This is a genomic window from Mesorhizobium newzealandense (assembly GCF_042682145.1).
Taxonomy (GTDB): domain Bacteria; phylum Pseudomonadota; class Alphaproteobacteria; order Rhizobiales; family Rhizobiaceae; genus Mesorhizobium; species Mesorhizobium newzealandense.
In genome coordinates this window covers 219,069-240,609 of record NZ_JBHUGZ010000001.1, presented here as the reverse complement: position 1 = coordinate 240,609, position 21,541 = coordinate 219,069, and the positions used below count along the sequence as shown (strand labels likewise).

The window sequence follows — 21,541 nt, the reverse complement described above, 5'->3', positions numbered from 1 at the left end:
GCGATCGTAATCTCGGAAACTGCCGATTGGAACCGGATGCCTGATGTCGAAGAGACTTTTCTTCGCCGATTGGTGTGCGATACGTTTCCTGGCCATGTGTTTCCTGGATCGCCTATTTTGGCTTGTCGGCTTTGGCGTAGGCCTCGCTGAAGTAGGCCAGGAATATATCCAGCATGCCGTTTTCGTGTGCTTCCTCCATGGTCCGCCATGTCGCGACATAGGCGTCCCAGGCCTGGCTCTTCTTCGACGAAAACGACGTCGGGGGGAGTTTCCTGCCGATCGCCTCGGGCGACAGGTCGTCAAGCAGCCGGGAGAGCGCAGCTTGCATGGCTGCATAGGTGGCGAATTCGTGCGTCTTGAGATCGCGGAATGCATCTTCGATGCTGCGCCTGGCATCAAGATAGCCGGCCCTGCGGCGAGCGAACATGATTTCGAGGATGTCGTCGGTTCCCGGAACGAACTTCAGGGGATTGTTGTCGGCGGCGCTGATCATCGTTCGTTGTGTGCTCTTGGCCAACATTTTCGCGGCCGCGCGTGCCTTCAGCAGCAAGGTCAGCTCCTCGACCACCGTCCGCAGGACCGCGCCGATTTCAGCGGCCACTTCATGCGGGTCGCGCAATTGGAGCAATTCCGGCGAAATGCCGGCGCCGATTGCGATCTCCCGCAGCACTTCGTCCCTGGTCGAGGGCAGGGGTGTGGGGGGCGACGAGAATGCCGGCGCCGGAACGCGCTGCCCGGACCGTTGCTGCGCAGGATCGAAGAAAGGCCCATCTCCGAATTCCAGCGACCGGCCTGCCGCGACCGGCATTTCTCGCTGCGCCGAACCGTGGCTGGTTTGGGGATAGCCTGCCGTGGCGCGCTCCTCGTCGATCGATACGAGGATGACATAGCGGCCGATCAGCATCCGGTCGCCATGGCCCAGCCGATGCGGGGCGGTCAGGCGCTGGCTCGATCCGTTGATGAAGGTCCCGTTGCGCGAGATATCGTGCAGCCAGAACGCGCCTGCCTCGTATCGAACCTCGCAGTGCCGGCCCGAGATGAACTTGTCGGGGTCCGACAAGGTCCAGTCACAAGCATCGCGTCCGATTTCGAAGCCGCGATCGCGCGCTGAGTATCCGGTCGAGATTCCAGCGGGCAAGGCGTCGATATTGTTGATTTGTAGACTGATATACATCCAAGATCGCCGTCGATCGTTGATCGATACGCCACCATTCTAGCAGTTTGCGCGTAAAACAGGACAGCTGCGTTTCGAGTCGATGCCTCGACACGGTCGCCACCCGCCTCTTTGGTCGGCGGGGCAACATGTGGTAGGCTTCAGGTGGCCTGGTGCGGCGGGTCGAAAAAGTTCCTGAACAGAGTGCGGGAACTTCAATCCTCCGCGCCGGCGGCCGCGTCCAGGAGGGGCACGACCATGCCGAACGAACGTGCCACGGTTGTACAGACACCGGTTGGCGCCGAGCTTTTGACGTTCACGCATCTTGTCGGGCGCGATGAGATCAGTCGTTGTTTTGCCTATACGGCCGGGTTCGTAGGCACGGACGCCAATATCGATCCGCTGAAGATGCTGGGGGGTGTCGTTTCGGTCGAAGGTGAATCCGATCCGAAACGCTGGTTCAGCGGCATCGTGTCCGAGTTCCGGCTCACCCGGATCGAGGACCGGCTGGCGTACTACGAAGCAGTCGCCAGGCCGTGGCTCTGGTTCCTCGGCAACACCACCGATTGCCGGATTTTCCAGAACAAGAGCGTCGTCGACATCGTCAAGGACATCTTCAAGAAATACAGCACGGCGGAATTCGATCTGCGCCTGCAGGGGTCCTATCCCCCGCGCGAATATTGCGTGCAGTACGACGAGACCGATCTGGATTTCGTCCAGCGACTGCTCGAGCATGAGGGCATCCTGTATTTCTTCGAACATGACGAGGGCAAGCACACGCTTGTCCTGACCGACGCGATGAGCAAGCTGAAGCCTGCGCCGGGCTACGAGAAAGTGCCCTATCACTTCGAAGGTCAGGGCTCCCGGCGCGACGTCGAATACATCACCGAGTGGATACCGGGCAGTTCGGTGCGCCCGGGCGCCTATGCCCACACCGACTATGATTTCGAGAAGCCGGGCGCCGACCTGATGGCCAAGTCGGCCCAGCCGTTCAGTCACAAGCTGGCCGCAGGCGAGAACTACCGCCAGCCCGGCGCGCATCTCGAAGTGGGCCGGGGCGACAGCCTGGCCGCGATCCGGCGCGAGGAAATCCAGGCCGTGCACCAGCGCATCGCCGCTGTCGGCACCGTGCGCGGCCTGTTTTCGGGCTGCAAATTCAACCTGGAAGGCTTTCCGCGCGAAGACCAGAACCAGGAATATCTGGTGGTCAGCGCCGAATACAGGCTGTTCGACCCGGGCTACAGAGCCCATGCCGACGTCGACAGCGAGAACTTCAAGGTGATCCTCGGCCTGGCGCCGACCGCCTTGCCCTATCGTCCGCCACGGATCACGCCACGGCCAATCATGCGCGGGCCGCAGACGGCGACGGTGGTCGGCCCGTCCGGCGAGGAAATATTCACCGACAAATATGCGCGCGTGAAGGTGCAGTTCCACTGGGATCGCCTGGGCAAGAAGGACCAGAACAGTTCCTGCTTCGTGCGGGTCTCGCAGACCTGGGCCGGCAGCGGCTGGGGGTTCATCCAGATACCGCGCATCGGCCAGGAGGTGATCGTCGACTTCATCGAGGGTGACCCGGACCTGCCGATCATCACCGGCAGGGTCTACAACGCATCCCAGATGCCGCCATACGGCCTGCCGGGCAGCGCCACGCAGTCCGGCTGGAAGTCGGACTCCTCCAAAGGCGGCGGCGGCTACAACGAGCTGATGTTCGAAGACAAGGCCGGCTCCGAACTGGTCAATTTCCAGGCTCAGAAGGACCACAACCTGCTGATCAAGCATGACCGCACCAAGCTGGTGCAACACGACCAGTCGGACCGCATCGACCACGACGCCAAGCACTCCGTCGGCCACAACCTCGACGAGGACGTCGGCAACAACAAGACGGTCAAGGTCGGCGTCGACCAGACCACCAACATCGGCTCGAACGACACCGAGACAGTGGGCGCCAACCGTTCGCTGACGGTCATGGCCAACGAGACGATCCATGTCGTGTCGAACTCGACGGAGAACATCGACGCCAATCATTCTCAGACGGTGGGGATTGTCCAGACCGTTACGGTGGGCGCCGCTCGCATAGACACGGTTGGCGCCGCCGAGACCCGAACTGTGGGCGGCGTTCAGACCAACACGATCGGCGCGACACGATCGGTCACTGTCGGCATCAGCCAGAGCCACGATATCGGCGCGTCGGACAGTTGGAACGTCGGAGCAAGCCAAAGCATACAGATCGGTTCCGATCAGGGCGTCAAGATCGGCGGCGCCCAGAACACGCAGATCAGTAAGACACATATCATCAAGGTGGGCGAGGACGCTTCGACTCAGGTTAATGGGGCGCACGAACTCAAGATCGGTAAAAAGAGCCTTACCCAAGTTGGCGAGGACGCGGGCATTGTGGTCGGCAAGAACCTGACCATCGAGGCCAAAGAGTCCGTCACGATCAAGACGGGGAGCGCGGAAATTCTTATGAAAAAGGATGGGACGATCACCATCAAGGGCAAAGACATCACCATCAAAGGTTCAGGAAAGATAAACGTCAATGCTTCGAGCGACATCATCATGAAAGGCTCGGAGATAAAGCAGAACTGAGGACGCTCCCATGAACGATATCGACGAACGGATTGATGGAGTGGTGATTGGTTTGCTGCTCGGGTTCGACCAAGGTGCGCCGCTCGTGGTGTTTCCCGGAAATCGGGAGGAAGTAGCCTTGCAGGCGCGAAGTCTGACCGAACTGTCGTCTGACATGATCGGGTCAGAAGTCGCACTGCTGTTCGAAAATGCCAATCCGCTGAAACCGCTGATCGTTGGGCGTATTGTCGACCCCGCAAAACGACAGACAAGTAGCCCTAGGGACGACGCTCATGTGGTGCGTGACGGTGAAACGGTGAAGATCAGTTCGAGCGAGCGGCTTGAGCTGAGATGCGGCAAGTCGGTCATCATCATGGAAAAGGACGGCCATATCACCATTCGAGGCACCTATCTGGTCAGCCACGCCAGCGTCACCAACCGCATCCGGGGTGGTTCGGTGAACCTGAACTGATGCCAAAGCCACCGGTTCTCGAACAAATTGTACGTCAGCACGCGGAAATGGCGGCCTTCCTCTGGACGGTCTACGACCACCATCTACTGCATCCCGGCGAAAACCCCGAGATGGACGAGGAGCGCGTGGAGCGGCTCATAGAACGGCTAGAGGCACATCTGCTTGGGCTGCGTATTGCGGGTGTCGAAGGCAAGCGTATCGCAAAGGAGCGTTTCGACGAGTTTTCCGAAGCAGGGGAGCTTTTTGTGATCCGGATGCTGGAAGCGACTAGTCCTATCCCTCTCAAGCAGTTGAACCTCGACCAAGTGCGCAAATACCTGGCTGCCAAGTTGCCAGGGGCTGATATCTGAAGAATTTTTGTACGATCCTCCCCCTGCCATTTTACGACAAAGTATAGGTGACCTCGCTCCAATCGTCTCCATCCAGCTTGTAGATTTGACGCGGGGCGAACGCCCCCAGCAATCCGGCATAGCTTGAGACGTTTATAAAATTTTCGTCGACGCTAGGCAGCGACGGTTCAAACGGCTCCATCTCGCCGGTCCACCGGAAAAGTGTGCCGTCGAAGTACACAAGGATCCCATGTTCTGTTCGTTTGATGTCCCAGAACGTCTTCTTTTTGCTGAATGCGAATACGTCGCTGAATTCCTGGAAATCGGGTGTCGAGACAATCCGTCCATTGGTTGTGAAAATCTCGATGGATCTGCCAGCCTCCAGCATCTCGACGACAGTTCCGGGATGATCAAAATCCGCTTGGCTCCACGAACCGTCGTATGCCAAAATCACAGCTTTATCCGGTACCTTCGCCGCCAGGATCGCACGCGCGAGACGTCGGCCATCGCCGGCTTGGCTCGCAGCATCAATCTCTGCTGTACTCCTGAATCGCTTCGTCTCCGTTCCGCCAAAATACAGTCGGCCTTTGTGTTCGACAGCGCAGAAGTAGACCAGGTTTGTTGACCCGTCATCGCTGCCTCTCGGGCCCGCGAGAAACCTCCAGCCCTCCGATGGCGTCCGCATGTAGACTTGCCCCCCATAGCCGAGCGCCAATAGTCGATTGCCGATCTGCACGATTTTTGTCATGCGGCCGAACTTCATCGCACTTCCGGAGGCGAATCCGGCTCCAGGTATCTGCTCACGTTGACTGACGGATTCGGAAAAATACACCACCTCCCCCTCTCCAGTCAGTCCCGCGGCTTGGGCTTCGAAGGGCGGCTGCAAGGCCGTGAAAGAGATGAGGTCCGCGACCTCCTCTCGACGCCGAAGCACAACCGAACCATCGGCAACGCGACCGGAGGCGACGAGCCGGTCATCCTCTTCTCCCGCCGTCGCTTTGAACAGGATGTAGAGGATCCTGTCCACGCTCACGACACCTCCTGTTATCTCTGGTTTCCGCCTCATTGGTTGTTCAATACTCCCTTGGCATCGAGCTCATGCTGTGGGCAGATGCTGCCTGTTCAGGACGCCCTTGGCGGCGGAACTCATATTGCTGGAACTCTTTTCCGCACGAGCGTACTTGTCCTTGATTGGCTCTGTTTGCTCGGTCACTTTTTCAGATGCCACTTCGAAGCAGTCGGCTGACACAGGATCATCGACTAGCTCAGCAAGAGCAGCCAAACATTGGTTTCTTATTTTATCTACTTTCTCGACGCCGCGTGGGTTGGCTCTTGTTGCGACTTGTTCGCCGAGTTCGGTCAAAGCATTGTCCAGGTGATGGTGCACCGTGACGTCTTCGCCGGTCGCCGGCCGAGCGGCCGAGTGGTTCACGCGAGGGATGCAGATGCAAATGCCCTGGTCCCGGCTGGGAAACGGTGGGTTCGCCATTCGATCTTCGCTATTGACGCGAAAACAGCGGTCCGGGACAATATGGTGAGCTTGGTGAGCTACACCTTGTGTACCCGGCTTTGCCAATGGATCAGTAGGGTCCTTTTTGGCGTTACACTTGTCGTGGATGTCCTCGAAGCTGCCGACCATGCAGTCTGCATCGCCAGGAATTCCGAATGCCGGCTTTCCGACGATCACCATCGGAGGCGCATCGCCGGGATCGGTTCCGTGGTTGCTGGTGGCCATGTCACCGAGTCGAACGACACCCTTACTCTCGACCTTGACGTCCGACGACCAGCCGTGAGCGTAAACCTTGCCCGTATTTTTTGAGGTGATTATTCCTTTTTTTGCCGCCGCCCCGGCCTCATCGCCGCTGCATTTGCTATAGTAGCTGCTATTTTCCTGGCTGATAGGTTTGTTGCCGATCTTCACGGTTCCGCTGCCTGACGCCAGATCGGAGTCGAACCCAAAATCAGGGTACGGGACGGGCACGCCTGGCGGGGTTGCCGGGTTCTCGGGCGGTGTAAAACATGTGTCCGGAAAGTCTGCAATGACCTTGCATCCTTGCGCCTCTGCCGAGATTTCTCGTCCGTTTGCGAAGACAGTCATCTTGCCTCCACCACGGCAGCGCCGCATGCGCCGTCATCGCCCGAGGCCTCGATTAGTATCGGCCCCGATGGCGCGTAGCCACGTTGTATCGCCGACAGCGCCCAGCCCAGCATCACCGGGACGGCGGCCGCCCCGATATTCCCCAAGCTCGCGCCCAACGACCATATTGGCCGCACCTCCGAGTGCTCGCGCTGTGTGCGCAGCATGGCGAGGGCACACTGCTGGAACCAGTATGTTTCGCCGACGAGATCTCCCATCTTGAGAGTGATATCTGAATGGAGGCAGCCTGATCCAGCACATGCCTCCTTGTAAGCCGCTGCCATCGCTTCCCCTCGGAAGGGAATATTCATCTCGTTGTAAATATGAGCTCTCTCCCGTACCAGACCGAGCCCTGCGAGGTGCATGGTGCCGCCCGTACGCGCACAGAGAATCGCAGCAGCGGCCTCCCCCGGAATGAATCCGTTCGAGTTCCGTGGCGTGAGCAACCGCTCCCGGGCGAGGTAATGGTTGATAGTTTGGGAGGTCAGATAGCTGTCCACCCCGACAATTATCACAAAAGGAGCCTCATTGGAGGCGAGCAGGCGACGGGCCACGTCTAACGCAACGTGGCCTGATGGGCGGCCATGGGCGACGACGCGGGAGGCAATAGGCCCCGCGATTTCTGCGATTTGCTCGATCTGAGTAAGCAGGAGTCGGCTGTCGGGCGCCAGACGCCCGGGGCGGTCCTCCTCAGCTAGGCAAAGAACGAGGGCCGTCCTGCCCCGGGCCTCGGGCATCGCTTCGAACGCTTCGACAATGGCTGCGGCGGCCATATGGGCAAGGCGCTTTGCGCCCATCCAGTTGCGCGGCAGCGGGACGGGCGCACCGATCAGCCACTCGCCGGCGGCGCCAAGAAAGCGCGTCTCCCGGAAACCGTCAAGACGAGCGCGCATGGCTGCGCAGCTCGAGGGCGCATCGAGGCCGACTGCCGTTACCATGCCCGCCGAGACGATGTCGAGGTCAGCATTCATGCGGCTTCGTCCTCTTCAAAGCGAAGCGGAGTGTTGAACATGCGAATGTAGCGTTTGCGCTTGGTATAGGCGCGTAGCATGCCGCGTGTCGGCGGACCGATCCAGCATTCCGAAATATCGAGGATCGTGCGCTGGAGGCGCTGCTGCACCCGCCAGACCAGCGAAAACTGCCGCTTCTCCGGATCGAACAACACCGTATCTGGCAGAAGCTCGCCCTCGAACGCTTTTTCGCGACCTTTGAACAGCGTCAAGGACAGCACCGTGTTGGGCAGGCGGAAGCTTTCCTTGCCGGCCGGCGTCAGGTTGATCAACTGCACATCCTCGCCGCCTCTTGGATGGTCGATCTGCTGGTCTGGCGGCGCCATCTGGAAATAGCGCTCATCGAAATCCGGCGGGAGGAACGGAAAAATATTATCGATCCAGTTCTGGTCGTAGGTGCCGCCAAATTCGATACGTCCCGGCCAGCCGCGGCCCATCGGGCCAAAACTCATCGGCTTGTAGTCGCCGAACGGCGTGCGGACATCCTCGCCGACAGCTTGCGTATTAGGCAGCCGCAAGCCAGGAATGAGCCGTTGGTTCCTGGTCCGCGACCAGCCGGTTCCGACCGGGTTGTATTTGTAGCTGGCGGGAAGCTTGTCCTCCGGATCCAGCCTGTCGACGCCACCCCAGGCGACGTCATAGGAGATGGGCAGTTTCAGGAAGGGTTGCGGCGACGTGGCGGTAAAGAGCGGGCCGATGGAGCGCCATTCGCGGTGGCCGACGACCTCGAACAGTTTTGACCAATTGCCAACCTTGATTCCGACCGGTACGCGCTCGGCTGGGCGCCTGCCCGGCGCGTAGGCGCAGCCGTTGGCGATTACGTCGCAGCGCGGCTTGCGGAAGGCGAAGTCTGTTTCCCACAGCGTAGCCGAATAGCCGGGCACGCCGGTCTGGGTGTCGGCCATGACCAACGGCGCCTGCTCGACCGACTTGCGTACAGGCCCGCCCGGCTCCGTAGGGAAATCATAAGTGCCCTTGACGACAACAACGATGTACTCACGGGCGTCCTTGTCCATGCCCATGGTGAATTCATGCGCAAAGCCGGTCTGGTTCCAGATCTGCATCAGCTGGTCTCCCAACTGGCGGCGAAGATCTGTTCCAGCGTCGCTTGCGGCGATTGCGGGTCGATGTCGAAAAGGTCCGACCGGGCGGTCCACATTACCAGCTCACCGATGACCTCGTCGCCTGGCTCGAAAGGCGGAACCGGCAGTGCGGCCAGCGCGGCATTCAGTTCATCGGGCGTCAACTTGCCGTTCTGGGCGGCGAACGCAGCCTCTTCGATGCTGGAAAACCACGCCTCGGCGTCGGCCAGCCGAACGGGCGCTTCAGCAAGCCGCGCAACGACTGTCAAAGGGAATTGTCGGCCGACTCTGTCGGCACTCTGCACAATGATGCCTGCCGATGCGCCGAAGGAAGCCGGGCCAGCCAGGAAGCGCAACGCGGTTGCACTTGGCCAAAATTCCGAACCAAACAGCGGGACGAGATGCTGCGCCAGCCAGCGGTCCCAGATGCGCACAAAGTCCCCCGGCAGTCGCCGCGTGACGAAATCGCCGGTTGCGGGCATTTTTCCGTAAAAGCCTGGCAGGCTCATATCTGCGGCGGACATGTGAACTTCTTGAACATTTCCAAATTGTAGGGGTTTTCGACGCTGGCGGCCTTGAGCTGGAAATCGGCATACATGCCTTTCGTGCCCAGGCGCAGGCTGTAGACATCGGTCAGCGAGGTGCCGGCGAAACGGCCGCTGCGCAGCATCCTCAGCCAGGCCCAGCTGCCGGTCTCGTTGAGCATGATTTCGGGCGAGCCGTCGATCGGCTGGAAGGCGAGCGAAATGACGCCGGTGCCGTCCTTGCCGGGCCACGTCATCGGTTGCGGCCGCGTCGCGTTGTTGTAGTAGACGAGGCTCTGGCCATCGAGATTGAGCGTCACGCGCGTGACGTTGGGGGACAGGTCCTTCGGTTCGAGCGTGAAGCTCATCACCGGTCCGGTACCACCGGGAAACAGATCGTCGCGGATGTGTCTGGCCTGCTCGAACGCCGCCAGCGCCGAAGCATCGAGGCCGAAATCGGCGCGCCATTTCCATGGCTGGCTGGTGGTGTCGACATAGTTGATCAGGTGGTCGTTGATGAAACCGTCGATCAGCCCGGCCGGTCCGAACAGGCGGGCGAAATCGCGCACATTGACGTCCACCGCGCTGTCGGCGCTGAAGGGATAGCGGTCGTTCAGCGCCGCCTGGCAGAATGGCAGTATGTCGGCCCGCCAGATGGCGTTGAGCTCCGAAGTGACCGCCTTTTGAGTGAGATTGCTGGTGTCACCGGCAATGCCGCCCAGCCAGCTATTGATGGGGTCGGGCAGGATCTGGGCCTGCCTGGCCACCGCACCCGTCAGTTCGGCAAGGCCGCCTTGCTTCTTGATGGCATCCTGTGGATTGGGGTTCGCGGTGACCGTCTGCAGCACGTTCGAAAGCGCGGTCAGCGCGACGACGGCGGCATCCAGGGCCGGCGGTTGGCCGTCGACCTCGGCGATGGTGCTCTTGAGCGGTTTGAAATGTTCGGCCACCAGATTGCCGGTAAGGTCCACCTCGCTGGCCGACCCGGCGCGGGGAAGCAGTTTCGCACCGCTGCTCGCCAGCTTGCCGAGCTTGCCAAGCTTGCCGAGCAGTTTCGAAGCGCCCTTGGCCGCCGCCTTGTTGTCGGCGGGCGCCTCATCGGAGCGCGTCAATTCGGTCTCCTGAACGACCGCCGTAAGCAGCCGCTTCAGCGCTGAATCGGCGCTCGACAGGTCCTTCAGATTTTCGCTGGCGATATTGAGATCGGTCAATGGCGCGAGTCTCATGTCGCGCAGGAAACTGTCCCATTGCGCGATATAGTCGTCATAGTAGAGCTTCAGAATATCCTCGGACAGCGCCGACACCGAGGTTTCGGAGTTTTCCGAACAGCCGCCGGCGAAAACCGCACGATCGAGCGCCGCCTGGGCGGCGACATCGTCGATGCGATCGAGAATGACGTCGTGGAAGCCGGAATAGGTGAAGGCTCCGGAAATGCCGACGCGAAGTGTCTTGCCGGAACGCCGCGCAAACACCTTGCCACCGTTGGGGCCGGCGAAATTGGCCGGGATCCACTCCTTGAGCTCGGCCACTGCCGGATCGGCCAGCAACTGCTTGTAGGCACGCGCCGGCAACGAAATCGTGCACACCGTTTTCAACGCTTCGGCAACCAGGGCCTGGTCGGGCGCGATATAGCTTTCGTCGACCGTCATCCGGCGGATGGCGGCAAGCTGATGCTCTTCGGCATCGGCGGTCGGAAACGGCGCCGCGGCCGCGAATTCTGGCAGACTGTTCACCCACCAGTTCTGGGCGTAATCGGGATCCATCTGCGACAGACCGGTCATCATGCGATAGGTCTTCAGCGCCCCGAGCATGAAATCCGGATCGCGGATCTGCCGCCACATGGTCGCCTCGAGCAGTGCGACCATGCGTGGCTCCAGCACGTTGCGCAGGGCGTGGTCGTAGGTGTCGGTCTGGGCCCGCATCAGTTCCGCCGAGGCTGATGGCCCCAGCAGGTCCTGGGCGGCGCCCGGTGGTGCCGTCCGGGCAGTTGCGACCGCGTCCATCGCGTCGAGCGCGCCGTCCATGGCGGGCTGCTCCACCGATGCCGGGGTTGCGGCAACAGAGGTCAGCGGCGTCTGCAGCGCTTCGAACTGGCCTGCCTGGGCCGCAATCGCATTGCGGTTGTCGTAGTAGGACCAGGTGAACAGCCCGCCGGCCAGCAACGCCGTCACCGCGCAGGCGGCAGCCGCACCCCGCCAGATCCAGGCGCGGCGGCGTTGCGCCAGCGGGTCGAACGTACCGAGGCCTGCTTCCTTGAAGATGACTTCGGTGAGCAGGTTCTTCAGGAAGAAGCTGCGTTTCTCGATCCTTGGCGCTGGCAGGGCCCGCCGTGGCGGAAGGCCGAAGGAAGAGGACAGCGCCGCGGTCAGCCGGTCGATGGGCGCCCCTTCCTGCGTCGCCGATGTCAGATAGAGCCCGCGCAGCCAGGCGACCTCCTCGTACCGGCTTTCGCCGAACATCGCCTCGACCAGCACCTGGATCGGTTCGGACAGGCTTGCGAGCTGGGCGGGAAACCGGAAGATCTCGGCACGGGCGGCGAGTTTGTCCTCATCCTCCAGGCGCGGCACCAGCCGCCGCTCGAGTTCCGTCGCCAGCGTCGAAATTTCCCGTTCGATGGTCTTGGCATCCACGCGCGCATCCAGCGCGAAGGTGGTTCCCCATACCTGCTCGCGCGAGGCGGTGGACAAGCCGCCGAAGAAAGCCTCGAAACCCTTGATCAGGTCGGCCTTGGTCAGCATCAGATAGACCGGAAGTCGGATTTCGAGCCGGTCGTTGAGCTCGGCCAGCCGGCGGCGGATCTTGCGGCCGTGCGCCTTGATGGCTTCGTCGCCCTCCGAAAGCACGTCGATCGAAAGCGCGACGATCACGCCGTTGAGCGCGCGGCGGCCGCGGTGCTTCTTCAACAGGTCGAGGAAGCCCAGCCATTCCGCCGCGTCCACGTCGGGCTGGCTCTCTTGCTGGACATAGCGGCCGGCGGTGTCGATCAGAACCGCGTTTTCGGAAAAGAACCAGTCGCAGTTGCGCGTGCCGCCGACCCCTTGCAGGTCGTCGGTAAGGTCGATCGGAAAATTCAGTCCGGACTGCCGCAAGGCCGTGGTCTTGCCGGTCGCCGGCGGCCCGACGATCACATACCATGGCATCTCGCGCAGGAACTTGCGCCCGCCCAGCTTGCGGCGCTTCAGTTCGACCATCACCTCGGCGAACTTGGCACCCACGGCGGCGACATTCTCTTCGCCGGGACTGAGCGGCTTTTCCACCGCCGGCGCGGCAATCTCCGCGATGAACATGCGGTTGGCGCGGATCGCCCGGCGCTGGGCGACGATCAGCCAGATCAGCCAGAAGATGACCAGCAGCGCGATGATGACGATGCGCACATTTTCAGAGGCGAACGGTTCGTAGGGACCAACCCTGACGATCGGACCGAACACCCAGATCACCAGGGAAAGCAGCGTGATGCCGATCAGCGTCCACAGCCAGCGCGATGTCAGAACCGCCCAGAGGAAGCGCAGGATGAACATCTCACAGCCTCTTTTCGACGAGCACCTCGACGCGGCGGTTCAAGGCTCGCCCCTCGCGCGTGCTGTCGCTGGCCACTGGATCGGTGGCCGCACGGCCCTCGGAATGGACGCGGTCCTGCGGCACTCCGTTCTGGACCAGCATGTCGGCAATCGTCTGGGCGCGCGCCTCGGACAGCCGCTGGTTGGTCGACAGCGGATTGGTCTTTTGCAGCGGAACGCTGTCCGTATGACCGACCACCGTGATGTTTCCGATCAGTTCCTGATTGGCGAGGATCACCTTGGCGATCGCCCCGATCAGCGGCTCGAAACCTTCGGTCAGTTGTGGCCGCGACGACTGGAACAGTTCGGGGTTGGAGGCCTGGATGATCAGCTTGGCCAGCGAAACGCTCTCGGTGCCGGTGAGGGCGGATTTGAGGTCGGCCGGCGCCCCGGCCTGAAATTCCGGCAACAGCGCAAAATCCACTTTCTCCGGTGGCGGGGCATCGACCTTGGGCGAGGTACGGCTGATGTCGCCCCGTGCAGGCGGCGGCAACGCGCGAACGAGTGCGGAAAGCTCGACCGCCTGGCTGCTCAGTCCCATCGAGAGCCCGACATGGATTGCCGTGGCAACAACCGCCGCGCCGAGCGCCATGACCCAGATCGGAACGATGAAGCGCTGCGGCTCGTCGGATGCGATCACGCCTTTCCAGTTTGGCGACAGTGGCGCGCCTTCGGCGTCGGCATCGCGCAGGAAGCGTGCCGCCGCCACGCGAACGGCATTGAGCGAGCGGTCGCCTGACCGGTTGGCTACACGATATTTGCCGCGGAAGCCGAGCGCCATACAGTCATACTGCAGTTCCAGCAATTCGCGATCCCGGTTCGGATGGCGCTCGAGTTCGTCGAGACGTGTGAAGAACTGCGTGCCGGCATCGACATCGCCGCGCAGCATGACCACGAGCGGCTGGCGCGGCCAGGCGCTGGCCCCGCCCCATGGTGTGTTCAAAGCCAGATCGTCGAGCAACGCCGCCACCACCCAGGCTGCCTGGTCTGCCCGCTCCATCGAGGACCCCGCCGACATTGCCGTGTCGCGGGCCCGAACCAGCTCCTCGAGCAATCGGGTCCGCAATACTTCCGGATTGTCCGGCGGCAGCGCGCTTTCAAGCTCGGGAGCGAACTCGAGCAGGGGCGCGAATGCGTTGACGAGTGCGTTCGGGTGGGTGCGAGACCGCTTTACCACCGCGCCCGGTAACAGTGGCGCCATCGGCCGTGGCATGGGCGCGCCGGTCAATCGTATGCGGGTGCGTTCGCGATCCTCCGACAGTCCGAAAGGATCATCGCGGCTCATGATCTCACCTGTTCACCGAATAGCAGTCCACCTGCGGCTCGCTTGGCAACACGCCCGAAACGCCGATGACGAAGCCGGGAGCATCGAGCAGCGATGCCCAGTACTCGCTTTTCTGGTCCAGCTCGAGGCATAGCCGATCGCCATCGTAAGGGATCTCGCGCGGCTGGGAATGAAGCGGTTTCAGCGGAATGCCGGGCAAACGCGATTTCCACAGGCCCTCGAACTGGTCGGCCGAGCCGACAGTCGCCTGATTGACGAATATCTTGCGCAGCGCGTCCTCCGACAGCTCCGAACCGACCCGGATGACGATCCGGCTGGCGACCAGCAGCTTCGGGTTGTCGATGCGGATTTTCCAGACGTTGGTCGAATGCCGCATGACCGGCAGCGCACGCGATTTCGGCTCGATGTAACGCAGGCTGAGGATGAGCGAGCGCAGCGCATCCGCCAGCGCCGAATAGGCGGGGCCGGGCGCCATGTGATCGTAGGCGGGCAACTCGCCCAGCCGCCGCGCGCTCGATCCATAGGTCGCCATCGAACCGGCGAGCCCGGCAAGTTCCAGGTAGAGCTCGGCCGGATGGAAGACATCCTGAGCCAGCATGTGGGCCAGCCGCGGACGCGCCGCATTGGCGAGATTGAGCATCAGCAGGTCTTCGACGCTGCGCCCAGGCCCGCCCATGACCATCTTGCCATGCGCCTCGGCGATCTGGTCGAGGCCAGTGACAACTTCCAGCAGCAATTGCCGATACCAGGCCACCGCTCCGGTAACCAGCGTCGGTGGCAGGAAGGTCTCGTCCAGGGAGACGCCGCCATCGGCTCGAACCCCCTTGAGGTCGGCTATCGGCAGCGCCGTGTAGCCGCCGACCGACTTGCCGGGTGCAAGCAGCAGCGCCTGCGGGCGGGCGATTTCGATTTCCTCAGCGTCTGAACCGCCCTGGACGGCGTCCCGCACCGAAACGATCCGCCCATGGTATCGTGCTCCCGAGGCGGCGGCGTGCGCCGGATCGAAGCCGACACCGCCGGGAGGCTCCAGCGGCAAGGCGACCAGCACCGGTCCGGCACCCGTATCCGCGGTGACCGGCAGCGGTCGCGGCGCGTCCATCATGTCTGGAATGGAGAAAGGCGTGCCGTCCGGAAAGATGCCCCTTGCGGACAGGATCGAGATCTGGCCGGCGTCCAGCAATGCCTGGTCCAGCGTCAGCTGTTGAAAGCCAAACGTGTGCAGTTGCCCGGCCTGCAAAGCGCCGCGCACCGTCGCCTCGAAGAAGCGATCCTGCTGCTGGAAATGCTGGGTCCGCAGGAAAAGCCCTTCGGACCATAGCACCCTGTTTGCATCGCTCATGCCGCTACTCTCTGCATTGAGCTCCCCTTGCCCTGGCCGCTAGGCGGAAATGCCGCCGCTGCCAAGCGTGACATTGATCGTGAATTTTGATCCCGGCGACACCGACTTGGTTGTCCGCCAGTTCCTGCCGCCAGGCTCGCGGATCAGTGCAACGAAGCCCAGCGCCGTCGCGTCCGGCTCGACGGTGATGGTTTTGGACGCGGATTTTCCCGGCGCGACAGCGATCTGGTCGGACCCGATGAGATCGCCTGCCAGCGCCGTGCCGGCATCCCCCTGCAGCGCAAAGTAGTCGGCGGAATTGAACTTTCCGGTGCTTTTCAGCCGCATCACGAGAACCGTCACCGGCCGGTCGCCGCCACCTGGCCCGGGGTTCATGCCGGTCCCGCCGGTGACGTTGACGGTGATCACCGATGGTTTTGGCGGACCGCTCTGGCAGGCCGCAAGCAACCCCGTCGCGCCAAGGGCGACGACAAATTCACGTCGATCGATCATCTCTCACTCCTCCTCATATGCATCTCGAAAATCAGTGCCGATTTCGCCAAGGAAGCTTTTTTCCGCGCTCTCGGCGATTTCACGATGACGTTTCTGGTAAAGCTCCCACAGCTTGGCGCCGCGCCCGCCCGAAAGCAGGGTGCCGATCGCCGAATTCGACTTCAGCTCTTCCTCGATCGCGGCCGGGTCAAAACGGTCGATCATCCGCCGCAAAGCGGCCTGTATGCCGCGCCAGGCGCGAACGTGATGTTGCGCGAGATCGCGAACCGCGTCGGCGATCGCCGCTTCGCCGGCGAGAAATCCGGGGCTGCGCTCGGCGATAAGCGTCACGATGGCGTCGTCGACCGTCGGCAGAAACTTGAGCGGATTGACTTCGGAGGCCCCGACCATGGTCTGGGCGACGCGAGCGTTTCCCTTTTCCTCGGCCCGCTTGCGCAGAAGCTGCATCAGGCCTTCCATCATCAGCCGGTACTCGCGGCCGAACTTCTCCATTTCCGCGATGCTGTCGCGTCCGGGGAAATCGGCTTCCTCGACGCCCATGCCGCGCAGGAATGCGGAGCGAAGCGCCGTTTCCCCCGGCTCCGCCGCTGCCGGCGGGCGGGCAGGTTTGGCGGCAGCGCCCACGCGTGGTGGAGGAGGGGCCTCCGCCGGCTGCACGGGCAAATCCCAGGGATTGGCGGATTGTGGCCGTTGGGCGATGCGCTCGCGCTGTCCGGTCGAGCCGGCGCCGTTTGCCGAACTCGGCGCCACGGCTGGTCCGAAACCAAAATCATCGTTGAAATCGGACAGCTTTCCCGCGGCGAGTTCGGCTCCGCGGCCGGGGGACGGCACCGGGTCGAGGCTGAATGGGTCGGCCTGGCTCGCCGCGCCACCCGGTTCGGGATAAGGGGCGGCATTTTTCGACACAGGCGTTGCCACCGGATCGAGGCTGAACGGGTCATCGAAAGCAGGCGAGCTGCGCTGGCTGGAGGCGGCACGCTCGAACGCGCCGGCAACCGGCTGCTCGAACGGGTTCGGCAGGTCGGCCGGACGTGGCCGTCGCGGCTCTTCCTCGACTTTGGCGGAAAAGAAGTCATCGCGGCCGATGCTCACCGGCGCCCGAGACGCCGGCTGCAGGCGTTCCGGAACCGGCTGGCCCGCCGCGGGTGCTTGAGCGGTTGGCGTTTGCAGGTCGACATGGACGGTATAGTCGCCCAGCCTCAGCCGCATGCCGCTTTGAAGGCGCGTCGACTTGCCGGCACCGAGCGGGCTGTCGGAGTCGTTTATGAACAATCCGCTGCTCGACGTGTCGGTGACGAAATATCCGTCTCGCCCGCCAGAGATCCTGCAATGAGCTCGCGAAACGAACATGTCGGGGTCGTCGATCTGCCAGCCCGCGTCCGCGCTGCGGCCGATCACCAGCTCACCCTCGTCCAGCCGGGTCTGCCGTACCGCCTGGGTGCGTGGCCCTTGCTCCAGCGTCAGCAGCAGACTCATGCCGCGACCTCCGCCATTTCCGGCCGCCATCCGACGATTGTCCGCAGCCGCATGTCGTCAGCATCGCCCCTTTCAGCGGGCCGCGCAAGCCATGCGGTCCGGCCGAGCTGTACCGCTCCGACACGGGGCGGCGGCACTGCGTCACGCGCAAGCACGATGCGCAGGTCGACGTCGAGCGATTCCCCGACCATGTCGCGAACCGCCTGTTTGAACAGTTTGAGCTTCTGGCCGCCGGGCAGGAACGCCTTGAAGTCCTCATACCCCAGCGGCCCGACACGCAGTTCGATTCTGCTCTGGCGGTTGAAAACGCGCGGGCCGATCGTCGCCCCCCGGCCGAGCCCTGCATAGGCCTTTGCAAGGCGGGTCTGCAGGCCGGTTGGTATGGTCATCCAGGCGGCGATGAACTCCTTGATCTGGACCGGCACCTTGAACGCTTCCGCCAGGAACAGCGTCAGCCGCTCCGGGCCGTCGACCTGGGTGGCGAGCGAAGCCGCCTGGCGAAGCTTCACCGTATCGAGATCGGTGTTCTGGGTGCCGGGAAGTCCGATCCCGGCCATCGCTTCAAGCATGGCGCGAACGCGCCCACCGACCGGGCGTTCGACCTGTACGGCCGGATGCGCATCCGCCCAGGCCCGATAATACAGGGCGATCATGCGATGCTGCAGAATGTTGACGAAGTCCACGAACGTCGTGTCGCTGGTCAGCTGTGCGTCGGCGCCAGCGAACCAGCGCTGCGACAGGCGGTCGAGCACCCAGCGCGTCAGATGCAGCGGCATGGGACCCTCGGGTCCCAGCAGACCGAGATTTGCAACCGTGACCCGGGCCGGCGCCTCGTCGCTGGCTTCGCGGAATTGAACTAGGTCGCGCGCCGAAAAGGCGAGGCGCACATGCTGGCCGAGCCGTGCCGGCTCACGGTCGGGGCGGCCGGCATGGCCGAACAGACCGCTCCGCTGTTCGAGACGGCGCAGCAGTTCGAAAAAGTCGAACGCTTCGGACACACCTTCGGCCCGGTTCGGGCTGGGCTTGTCTAGATCAGGTAGCGATTGCCGGGCGTCATCGGCCATGGCACATCCTCCTGCTTCTGCAGCAGCCTCGTGCGGGTCCGCACGAAGCCGTTTATTCCGGCATGACGGGCAAACAGCCGCGCCAGCAAGGCCGAAAGCAGCAAGGTGCTTTGGCCGGCCAGGACCGATTGATCGACGTGCAACGTCACTTCGGTGCCGCGTCCGAAGCACATCGGCCCATCGATCTGCAGACGTTCGATGACCGGCTGCGAGTCGATACGCACGATCGAATGCACGTTGCGGGCAAGGCTGGGATCGCCGCGGTCGGCATAAAGGTCGAGCAGCGCATGCAGGGGGTCGATGCCGCGGCCTTCCTTGGCAAGACTGAGAAAGTTGAGCGCCAGCTGCGCCACCAGCCGCCAGGCCAGATCGTCGGCACGCGATTCACCGTCGGCCCCGGTGGGCAGTGCCGCGGGGATAGCCGGCTGCGGAGGACGCAGCGCGCCAAGCAGCCGGACGGTTTCGACCGGGTCGCCGGCCTCCAGCGTCAATGTCGGATTGTCATCGAGGATCGGCAGATCACGATTGGTGCAAAGGGCCATGACGTCGAGACGCTTCAGCACACGGTTCGCCGGGCTTGCGGGCGGCCGGGATATGGCCAGGAAAACGTCGTCCCCGGTGTATGACGTGCGCGTCAGGCCGTCGCGCCGCTCCTCTTCCGTCGCGCGGCGAGGGCGCCGCTCGGTTGAATAGACCCAGCCACTGCCGCGATTCTGACCCAGGCTGAAGAGCTCGGGGATTTCGGCGTCGTTGCCTTCCGTGTCGGCGTCCTCGACGCGGATGACCCGATAGATTTCGAAGTCGCGCGCCCGCGTTCGGTCGGCATGCAGCACCTGCCGCGTCTTGCGCGCATCGATATCGACGACGTTGCACTCACGTTCGAACAGATTGATGATCGGCGTCGCGAAAAGTTCGAAGTCCGCCGGCGTCAGGTCGGCCAGTTCAGGCACCGGGCGTCTGAACAGGAAGATGATCTCGAGCCCGGCTCCGCACTTGCGCACGACGGGCTGCAGCCCCGAAACCCGCGCATAGTGAAAGCGCTCGGGCATCATGAAGTATTCGCGCAGCAGGCGGTATCCTTCGAATGTCGGACGAGTGCGCGGCATCAAGGCTTCGTCGTCGCTGATGCCGACCATTTCGGGTGCCGGCAAGGGCGCCAACGGGTTGGTCTTGCCCTCCGCGCGTGCGCCAACGGCCGAGCAAGCACCGAAAATCGCGTCGAACAGAAGCGGCGCCTTGGTGCGCCCGGCAAAATAGAGGTCGAGCCGGTCGAGCGCCAATTCGTCGAGCTTGCCTTTTCCGGTCCGGGCCAGCGTGATGCGGAGCGCCGCCGCGCCGCCGACGCCGCCGATCGGCCCTATGCCGGCCATGGCCAGCGCGCTGCGATCCTGAAAATAGCTGACCGACGTGATCGCGATCGGCCATAGGGTCATTTCTTGCGCGGTGGAGAACGTGCAGCGCGTCGACAGGCCGGGCTGCAGGCTGGAAACCAGCCGCGTGTTGCGCTTGACGACGTGGCCGGCGAGCATGGTCTGGACCTGTTGGCCGGGTTTCAGCACCACCATTGCCGTTGCCGGCGCCGGCGTGACCAGGTCGGGATAGAGAACATCGAGCACGCTGCGTGAAAATCGCGAGCGCTCGGCGTCGACCTTCAGCCGTGTGCGCGCGGCCAGGAAGGCGACGCCGTCCAGCAGCCGCTCGACATACGGATCCGGACACGGCACCGTATCGAGGGAAAGGTTGCGCGCTACCGCCGGATGCATGTCGGCAAATTCCGCAGCGAGGCCACGGATATGGGTCAGTTCCTCCTCGTAATATTCGACGAAGACCCGATCCATCTCAGGCGTCCCTAATTTCGGTCCGCGCCAAGCCGTTATCGAGATTGATCGTGGTGCGCAGGCGCATGCGTTCCGGCGTCGGCGTCATGATCAGCACGGCGTCTATCTCGATCTTCAGGCCAACCGTCTTGTCGCCAAGAGTGACCGTAACCTTCGTTGCGCTTTCCTTGAGGCGAGGCTCGAAGGTGGCGAGCACCGCGCGGATCTCACGCGCCAGCACGTCGCGATCAAAGTCGCGGGACGACCGGCCCGAGAAGGAAGGCACGCCGTAATTGACCACGCTTCGACGGACCTCCGGAAAATCGGCGAGCGAAGGGGGATTGTCCGACAGCTGTTCGTTTTCCAGGTCGGAAAGAAGCGGGGTGGCCTCGAAGCGCTCGGTGTTGAAGAGCGCCTCGATGTCACGCCGCACCGCTTCCCTGAGCACACGGGCCGATACCACCACGCCACGGCTTTCGATCTCGACGCGGTGCTGGGTCTGAAAGGCCAATCGATGCAGACGGCGTTTCTGATCGGCTGTCAGTTCCGCATCGGCATCGATGGTCCGCGCACTGCCGGCAACAAGTGTGTCGAGGCGGTCCGCGCCAAGCTCGTCAAGCAAGACATGGCGCAGCCCGTCTATTTCCGAGGTCAGGCCCGGCAGGTCATTGACGAGGCGATCCCAAAGCGACGGCTGGACCGCCTCGCTTTTTGCACGCAAGCTGCCGCTGGTCTGCTGCTTGCCCGCGCCGGGCCGCCGGGCCTCACTTGCCGACATAGACATCCATTTCGGCTTCATCGTTGCCGTCATAGACGAACTTGATCTTCTTGTAGGCGAAGCTGACTTCTTCCTGGATCAGGTCTTCCTCATCCTCTGCCTGCGACATGTCGTATTCCATGATCGAGGCGTCGGTGAGGGTAACGACCAGGTAATCCTTGGTCTCGCCATCGATGGTCCGGCGTGCCGAGAACACCACTTCATCCAGGGCCTTGTTGTCGAACAAAGCCTTTTTCAGATAGGGCGAGGATTTGTCGTAGTGTTTGATGAACTTGATCATGCCCATGGAGACGCGGCCACGGCGTGACAGCGAATTCGGATCATAAGGTGCGACCATCTTGTAGTCGACGCCATGGATTTCGATCTCGTCATCGTGGCCGTCGCGGGTGCTGGGGCCCTTGATATCGGGAACCTTCAGAAAACCATCAATCTTTACTGGCATTGTCTTTCTCCACCGCTTT

18 protein-coding genes are annotated in these 21,541 nt (G+C 62.6%); 3 read left to right on the top strand and 15 right to left on the bottom strand.

Features of this window, described 5'->3' with window-relative positions; all coding sequences use genetic code 11:
- Positions 1–112: 112 nt before the first annotated feature.
- Positions 113–1,174 carry a type VI secretion system-associated FHA domain protein TagH gene (tagH, locus tag ACFSOZ_RS01125; RefSeq protein WP_379092503.1) on the bottom strand — a complete coding sequence of 354 codons (1,062 nt, stop codon included), beginning with the start codon at positions 1,172–1,174 and terminating at the stop codon, positions 113–115.
- 237 nt (positions 1,175–1,411) lie between these two features.
- Between tagH (ACFSOZ_RS01125) and ACFSOZ_RS01120 the strand changes: the two genes are divergently transcribed.
- From ACFSOZ_RS01120 to ACFSOZ_RS01110, 3 genes are read left to right on the top strand one after another with little or no spacing between them, the layout of a single operon-like run.
- A complete protein-coding gene (locus tag ACFSOZ_RS01120) occupies positions 1,412–3,739 on the top strand; it encodes a type VI secretion system Vgr family protein (RefSeq protein WP_379092500.1) in 2,328 nt (775 codons plus the stop codon).
- Positions 3,740–3,749: 10 nt separating this feature from the next.
- Positions 3,750–4,190, top strand: coding sequence for a DUF6484 domain-containing protein (locus ACFSOZ_RS01115; protein WP_379092497.1), 441 nt, complete (start codon positions 3,750–3,752; stop codon positions 4,188–4,190).
- A complete protein-coding gene (locus tag ACFSOZ_RS01110; protein WP_379092494.1) occupies positions 4,190–4,540 on the top strand; it encodes a hypothetical protein in 351 nt (116 codons plus the stop codon). Before ACFSOZ_RS01115 ends, ACFSOZ_RS01110 begins: the two co-directional genes overlap by 1 nt.
- A gap of 31 nt (positions 4,541–4,571) precedes the next feature.
- On the opposite strand, the gene ACFSOZ_RS01105 is transcribed toward ACFSOZ_RS01110, so the two are convergent.
- The 14 genes from ACFSOZ_RS01105 to ACFSOZ_RS01040 form a co-directional block, all read right to left on the bottom strand.
- On the bottom strand, positions 4,572–5,552 hold the full coding sequence (locus tag ACFSOZ_RS01105) for a hypothetical protein (protein WP_379092491.1): 981 nt from the start codon (positions 5,550–5,552) through the stop codon (positions 4,572–4,574).
- A 63-nt stretch (positions 5,553–5,615) separates the two neighbouring features.
- The gene (locus ACFSOZ_RS01100; protein WP_379092488.1) at positions 5,616–6,617 is read right to left on the bottom strand and encodes a DUF4150 domain-containing protein; all 1,002 of its coding nucleotides are present in this window, start codon (positions 6,615–6,617) and stop codon (positions 5,616–5,618) included.
- Positions 6,614–7,627, bottom strand: a complete 1,014-nt coding sequence (locus tag ACFSOZ_RS01095; protein ID WP_379092485.1) for a beta-ketoacyl synthase N-terminal-like domain-containing protein — start codon at positions 7,625–7,627, stop codon at positions 6,614–6,616. Before ACFSOZ_RS01095 ends, ACFSOZ_RS01100 begins: the two co-directional genes overlap by 4 nt.
- Positions 7,624–8,730 (bottom strand): DUF2169 family type VI secretion system accessory protein, encoded by a 1,107-nt coding sequence (locus ACFSOZ_RS01090; RefSeq protein WP_379092483.1) that lies wholly within the window; start codon positions 8,728–8,730, stop codon positions 7,624–7,626. The genes ACFSOZ_RS01095 and ACFSOZ_RS01090 overlap by 4 nt, the downstream gene beginning before the upstream one ends.
- Positions 8,730–9,272 (bottom strand): type VI secretion system-associated protein TagF, encoded by a 543-nt coding sequence (tagF, locus tag ACFSOZ_RS01085; RefSeq protein WP_379092480.1) that lies wholly within the window; start codon positions 9,270–9,272, stop codon positions 8,730–8,732. Before tagF ends, ACFSOZ_RS01090 begins: the two co-directional genes overlap by 1 nt.
- The gene (tssM, locus tag ACFSOZ_RS01080; protein WP_379092477.1) at positions 9,254–12,790 is read right to left on the bottom strand and encodes a type VI secretion system membrane subunit TssM; all 3,537 of its coding nucleotides are present in this window, start codon (positions 12,788–12,790) and stop codon (positions 9,254–9,256) included. Before tssM ends, tagF begins: the two co-directional genes overlap by 19 nt.
- Position 12,791: 1 nt before the next feature.
- A complete protein-coding gene (gene icmH / locus ACFSOZ_RS01075; protein ID WP_379092475.1) occupies positions 12,792–14,114 on the bottom strand; it encodes a type IVB secretion system protein IcmH/DotU in 1,323 nt (440 codons plus the stop codon).
- Between the two features lie 4 nt (positions 14,115–14,118).
- A complete protein-coding gene (gene tssK / locus ACFSOZ_RS01070) occupies positions 14,119–15,453 on the bottom strand; it encodes a type VI secretion system baseplate subunit TssK (protein WP_379092472.1) in 1,335 nt (444 codons plus the stop codon).
- 39 nt (positions 15,454–15,492) lie between these two features.
- Positions 15,493–15,945: a type VI secretion system lipoprotein TssJ gene (gene tssJ, locus ACFSOZ_RS01065; protein WP_379092469.1), complete on the bottom strand. Its 453-nt coding sequence runs from the start codon at positions 15,943–15,945 to the stop codon at positions 15,493–15,495.
- Positions 15,946–15,948: 3 nt separating this feature from the next.
- On the bottom strand, positions 15,949–17,421 hold the full coding sequence (gene tagH, locus ACFSOZ_RS01060) for a type VI secretion system-associated FHA domain protein TagH (RefSeq protein ID WP_379092467.1): 1,473 nt from the start codon (positions 17,419–17,421) through the stop codon (positions 15,949–15,951).
- The gene (gene tssG, locus ACFSOZ_RS01055; RefSeq protein WP_379092464.1) at positions 17,418–18,485 is read right to left on the bottom strand and encodes a type VI secretion system baseplate subunit TssG; all 1,068 of its coding nucleotides are present in this window, start codon (positions 18,483–18,485) and stop codon (positions 17,418–17,420) included. The genes tagH (ACFSOZ_RS01060) and tssG overlap by 4 nt, the downstream gene beginning before the upstream one ends.
- A complete protein-coding gene (gene tssF, locus ACFSOZ_RS01050) occupies positions 18,449–20,323 on the bottom strand; it encodes a type VI secretion system baseplate subunit TssF (RefSeq protein WP_379092461.1) in 1,875 nt (624 codons plus the stop codon). The genes tssG and tssF overlap by 37 nt, the downstream gene beginning before the upstream one ends.
- A gap of 1 nt (position 20,324) precedes the next feature.
- Positions 20,325–21,080, bottom strand: a complete 756-nt coding sequence (gene tssE / locus ACFSOZ_RS01045) for a type VI secretion system baseplate subunit TssE (RefSeq protein ID WP_379093793.1) — start codon at positions 21,078–21,080, stop codon at positions 20,325–20,327.
- A complete protein-coding gene (locus ACFSOZ_RS01040; protein WP_379092458.1) occupies positions 21,067–21,522 on the bottom strand; it encodes an Hcp family type VI secretion system effector in 456 nt (151 codons plus the stop codon). The genes tssE and ACFSOZ_RS01040 overlap by 14 nt, the downstream gene beginning before the upstream one ends.
- Between the last annotated feature and the right edge of the window lie 19 nt (positions 21,523–21,541).

Coding starts and splice junctions, on each gene's coding strand:
- icmH (WP_379092475.1), bottom strand. CDS start 14,114: ATGAGCCGCGATGATCCTTTCGGACTGTCGGAGGATCGCGAACGCACC.
- tssE (WP_379093793.1), bottom strand. CDS start 21,080: ATGTCGGCAAGTGAGGCCCGGCGGCCCGGCGCGGGCAAGCAGCAGACC.
- tssK (WP_379092472.1), bottom strand. CDS start 15,453: ATGAGCGATGCAAACAGGGTGCTATGGTCCGAAGGGCTTTTCCTGCGG.
- tssM (WP_379092477.1), bottom strand. CDS start 12,790: ATGTTCATCCTGCGCTTCCTCTGGGCGGTTCTGACATCGCGCTGGCTG.
- ACFSOZ_RS01095 (WP_379092485.1), bottom strand. CDS start 7,627: ATGAATGCTGACCTCGACATCGTCTCGGCGGGCATGGTAACGGCAGTC.
- ACFSOZ_RS01090 (WP_379092483.1), bottom strand. CDS start 8,730: ATGCAGATCTGGAACCAGACCGGCTTTGCGCATGAATTCACCATGGGC.
- ACFSOZ_RS01100 (WP_379092488.1), bottom strand. CDS start 6,617: ATGACTGTCTTCGCAAACGGACGAGAAATCTCGGCAGAGGCGCAAGGA.
- tssJ (WP_379092469.1), bottom strand. CDS start 15,945: ATGATCGATCGACGTGAATTTGTCGTCGCCCTTGGCGCGACGGGGTTG.
- tagF (WP_379092480.1), bottom strand. CDS start 9,272: ATGTCCGCCGCAGATATGAGCCTGCCAGGCTTTTACGGAAAAATGCCC.
- tagH (WP_379092467.1), bottom strand. CDS start 17,421: ATGAGTCTGCTGCTGACGCTGGAGCAAGGGCCACGCACCCAGGCGGTA.
- ACFSOZ_RS01120 (WP_379092500.1), top strand. CDS start 1,412: ATGCCGAACGAACGTGCCACGGTTGTACAGACACCGGTTGGCGCCGAG.
- tssG (WP_379092464.1), bottom strand. CDS start 18,485: ATGGCCGATGACGCCCGGCAATCGCTACCTGATCTAGACAAGCCCAGC.
- ACFSOZ_RS01115 (WP_379092497.1), top strand. CDS start 3,750: ATGAACGATATCGACGAACGGATTGATGGAGTGGTGATTGGTTTGCTG.
- tagH (WP_379092503.1), bottom strand. CDS start 1,174: ATGTATATCAGTCTACAAATCAACAATATCGACGCCTTGCCCGCTGGA.
- ACFSOZ_RS01110 (WP_379092494.1), top strand. CDS start 4,190: ATGCCAAAGCCACCGGTTCTCGAACAAATTGTACGTCAGCACGCGGAA.
- ACFSOZ_RS01040 (WP_379092458.1), bottom strand. CDS start 21,522: ATGCCAGTAAAGATTGATGGTTTTCTGAAGGTTCCCGATATCAAGGGC.
- tssF (WP_379092461.1), bottom strand. CDS start 20,323: ATGGATCGGGTCTTCGTCGAATATTACGAGGAGGAACTGACCCATATC.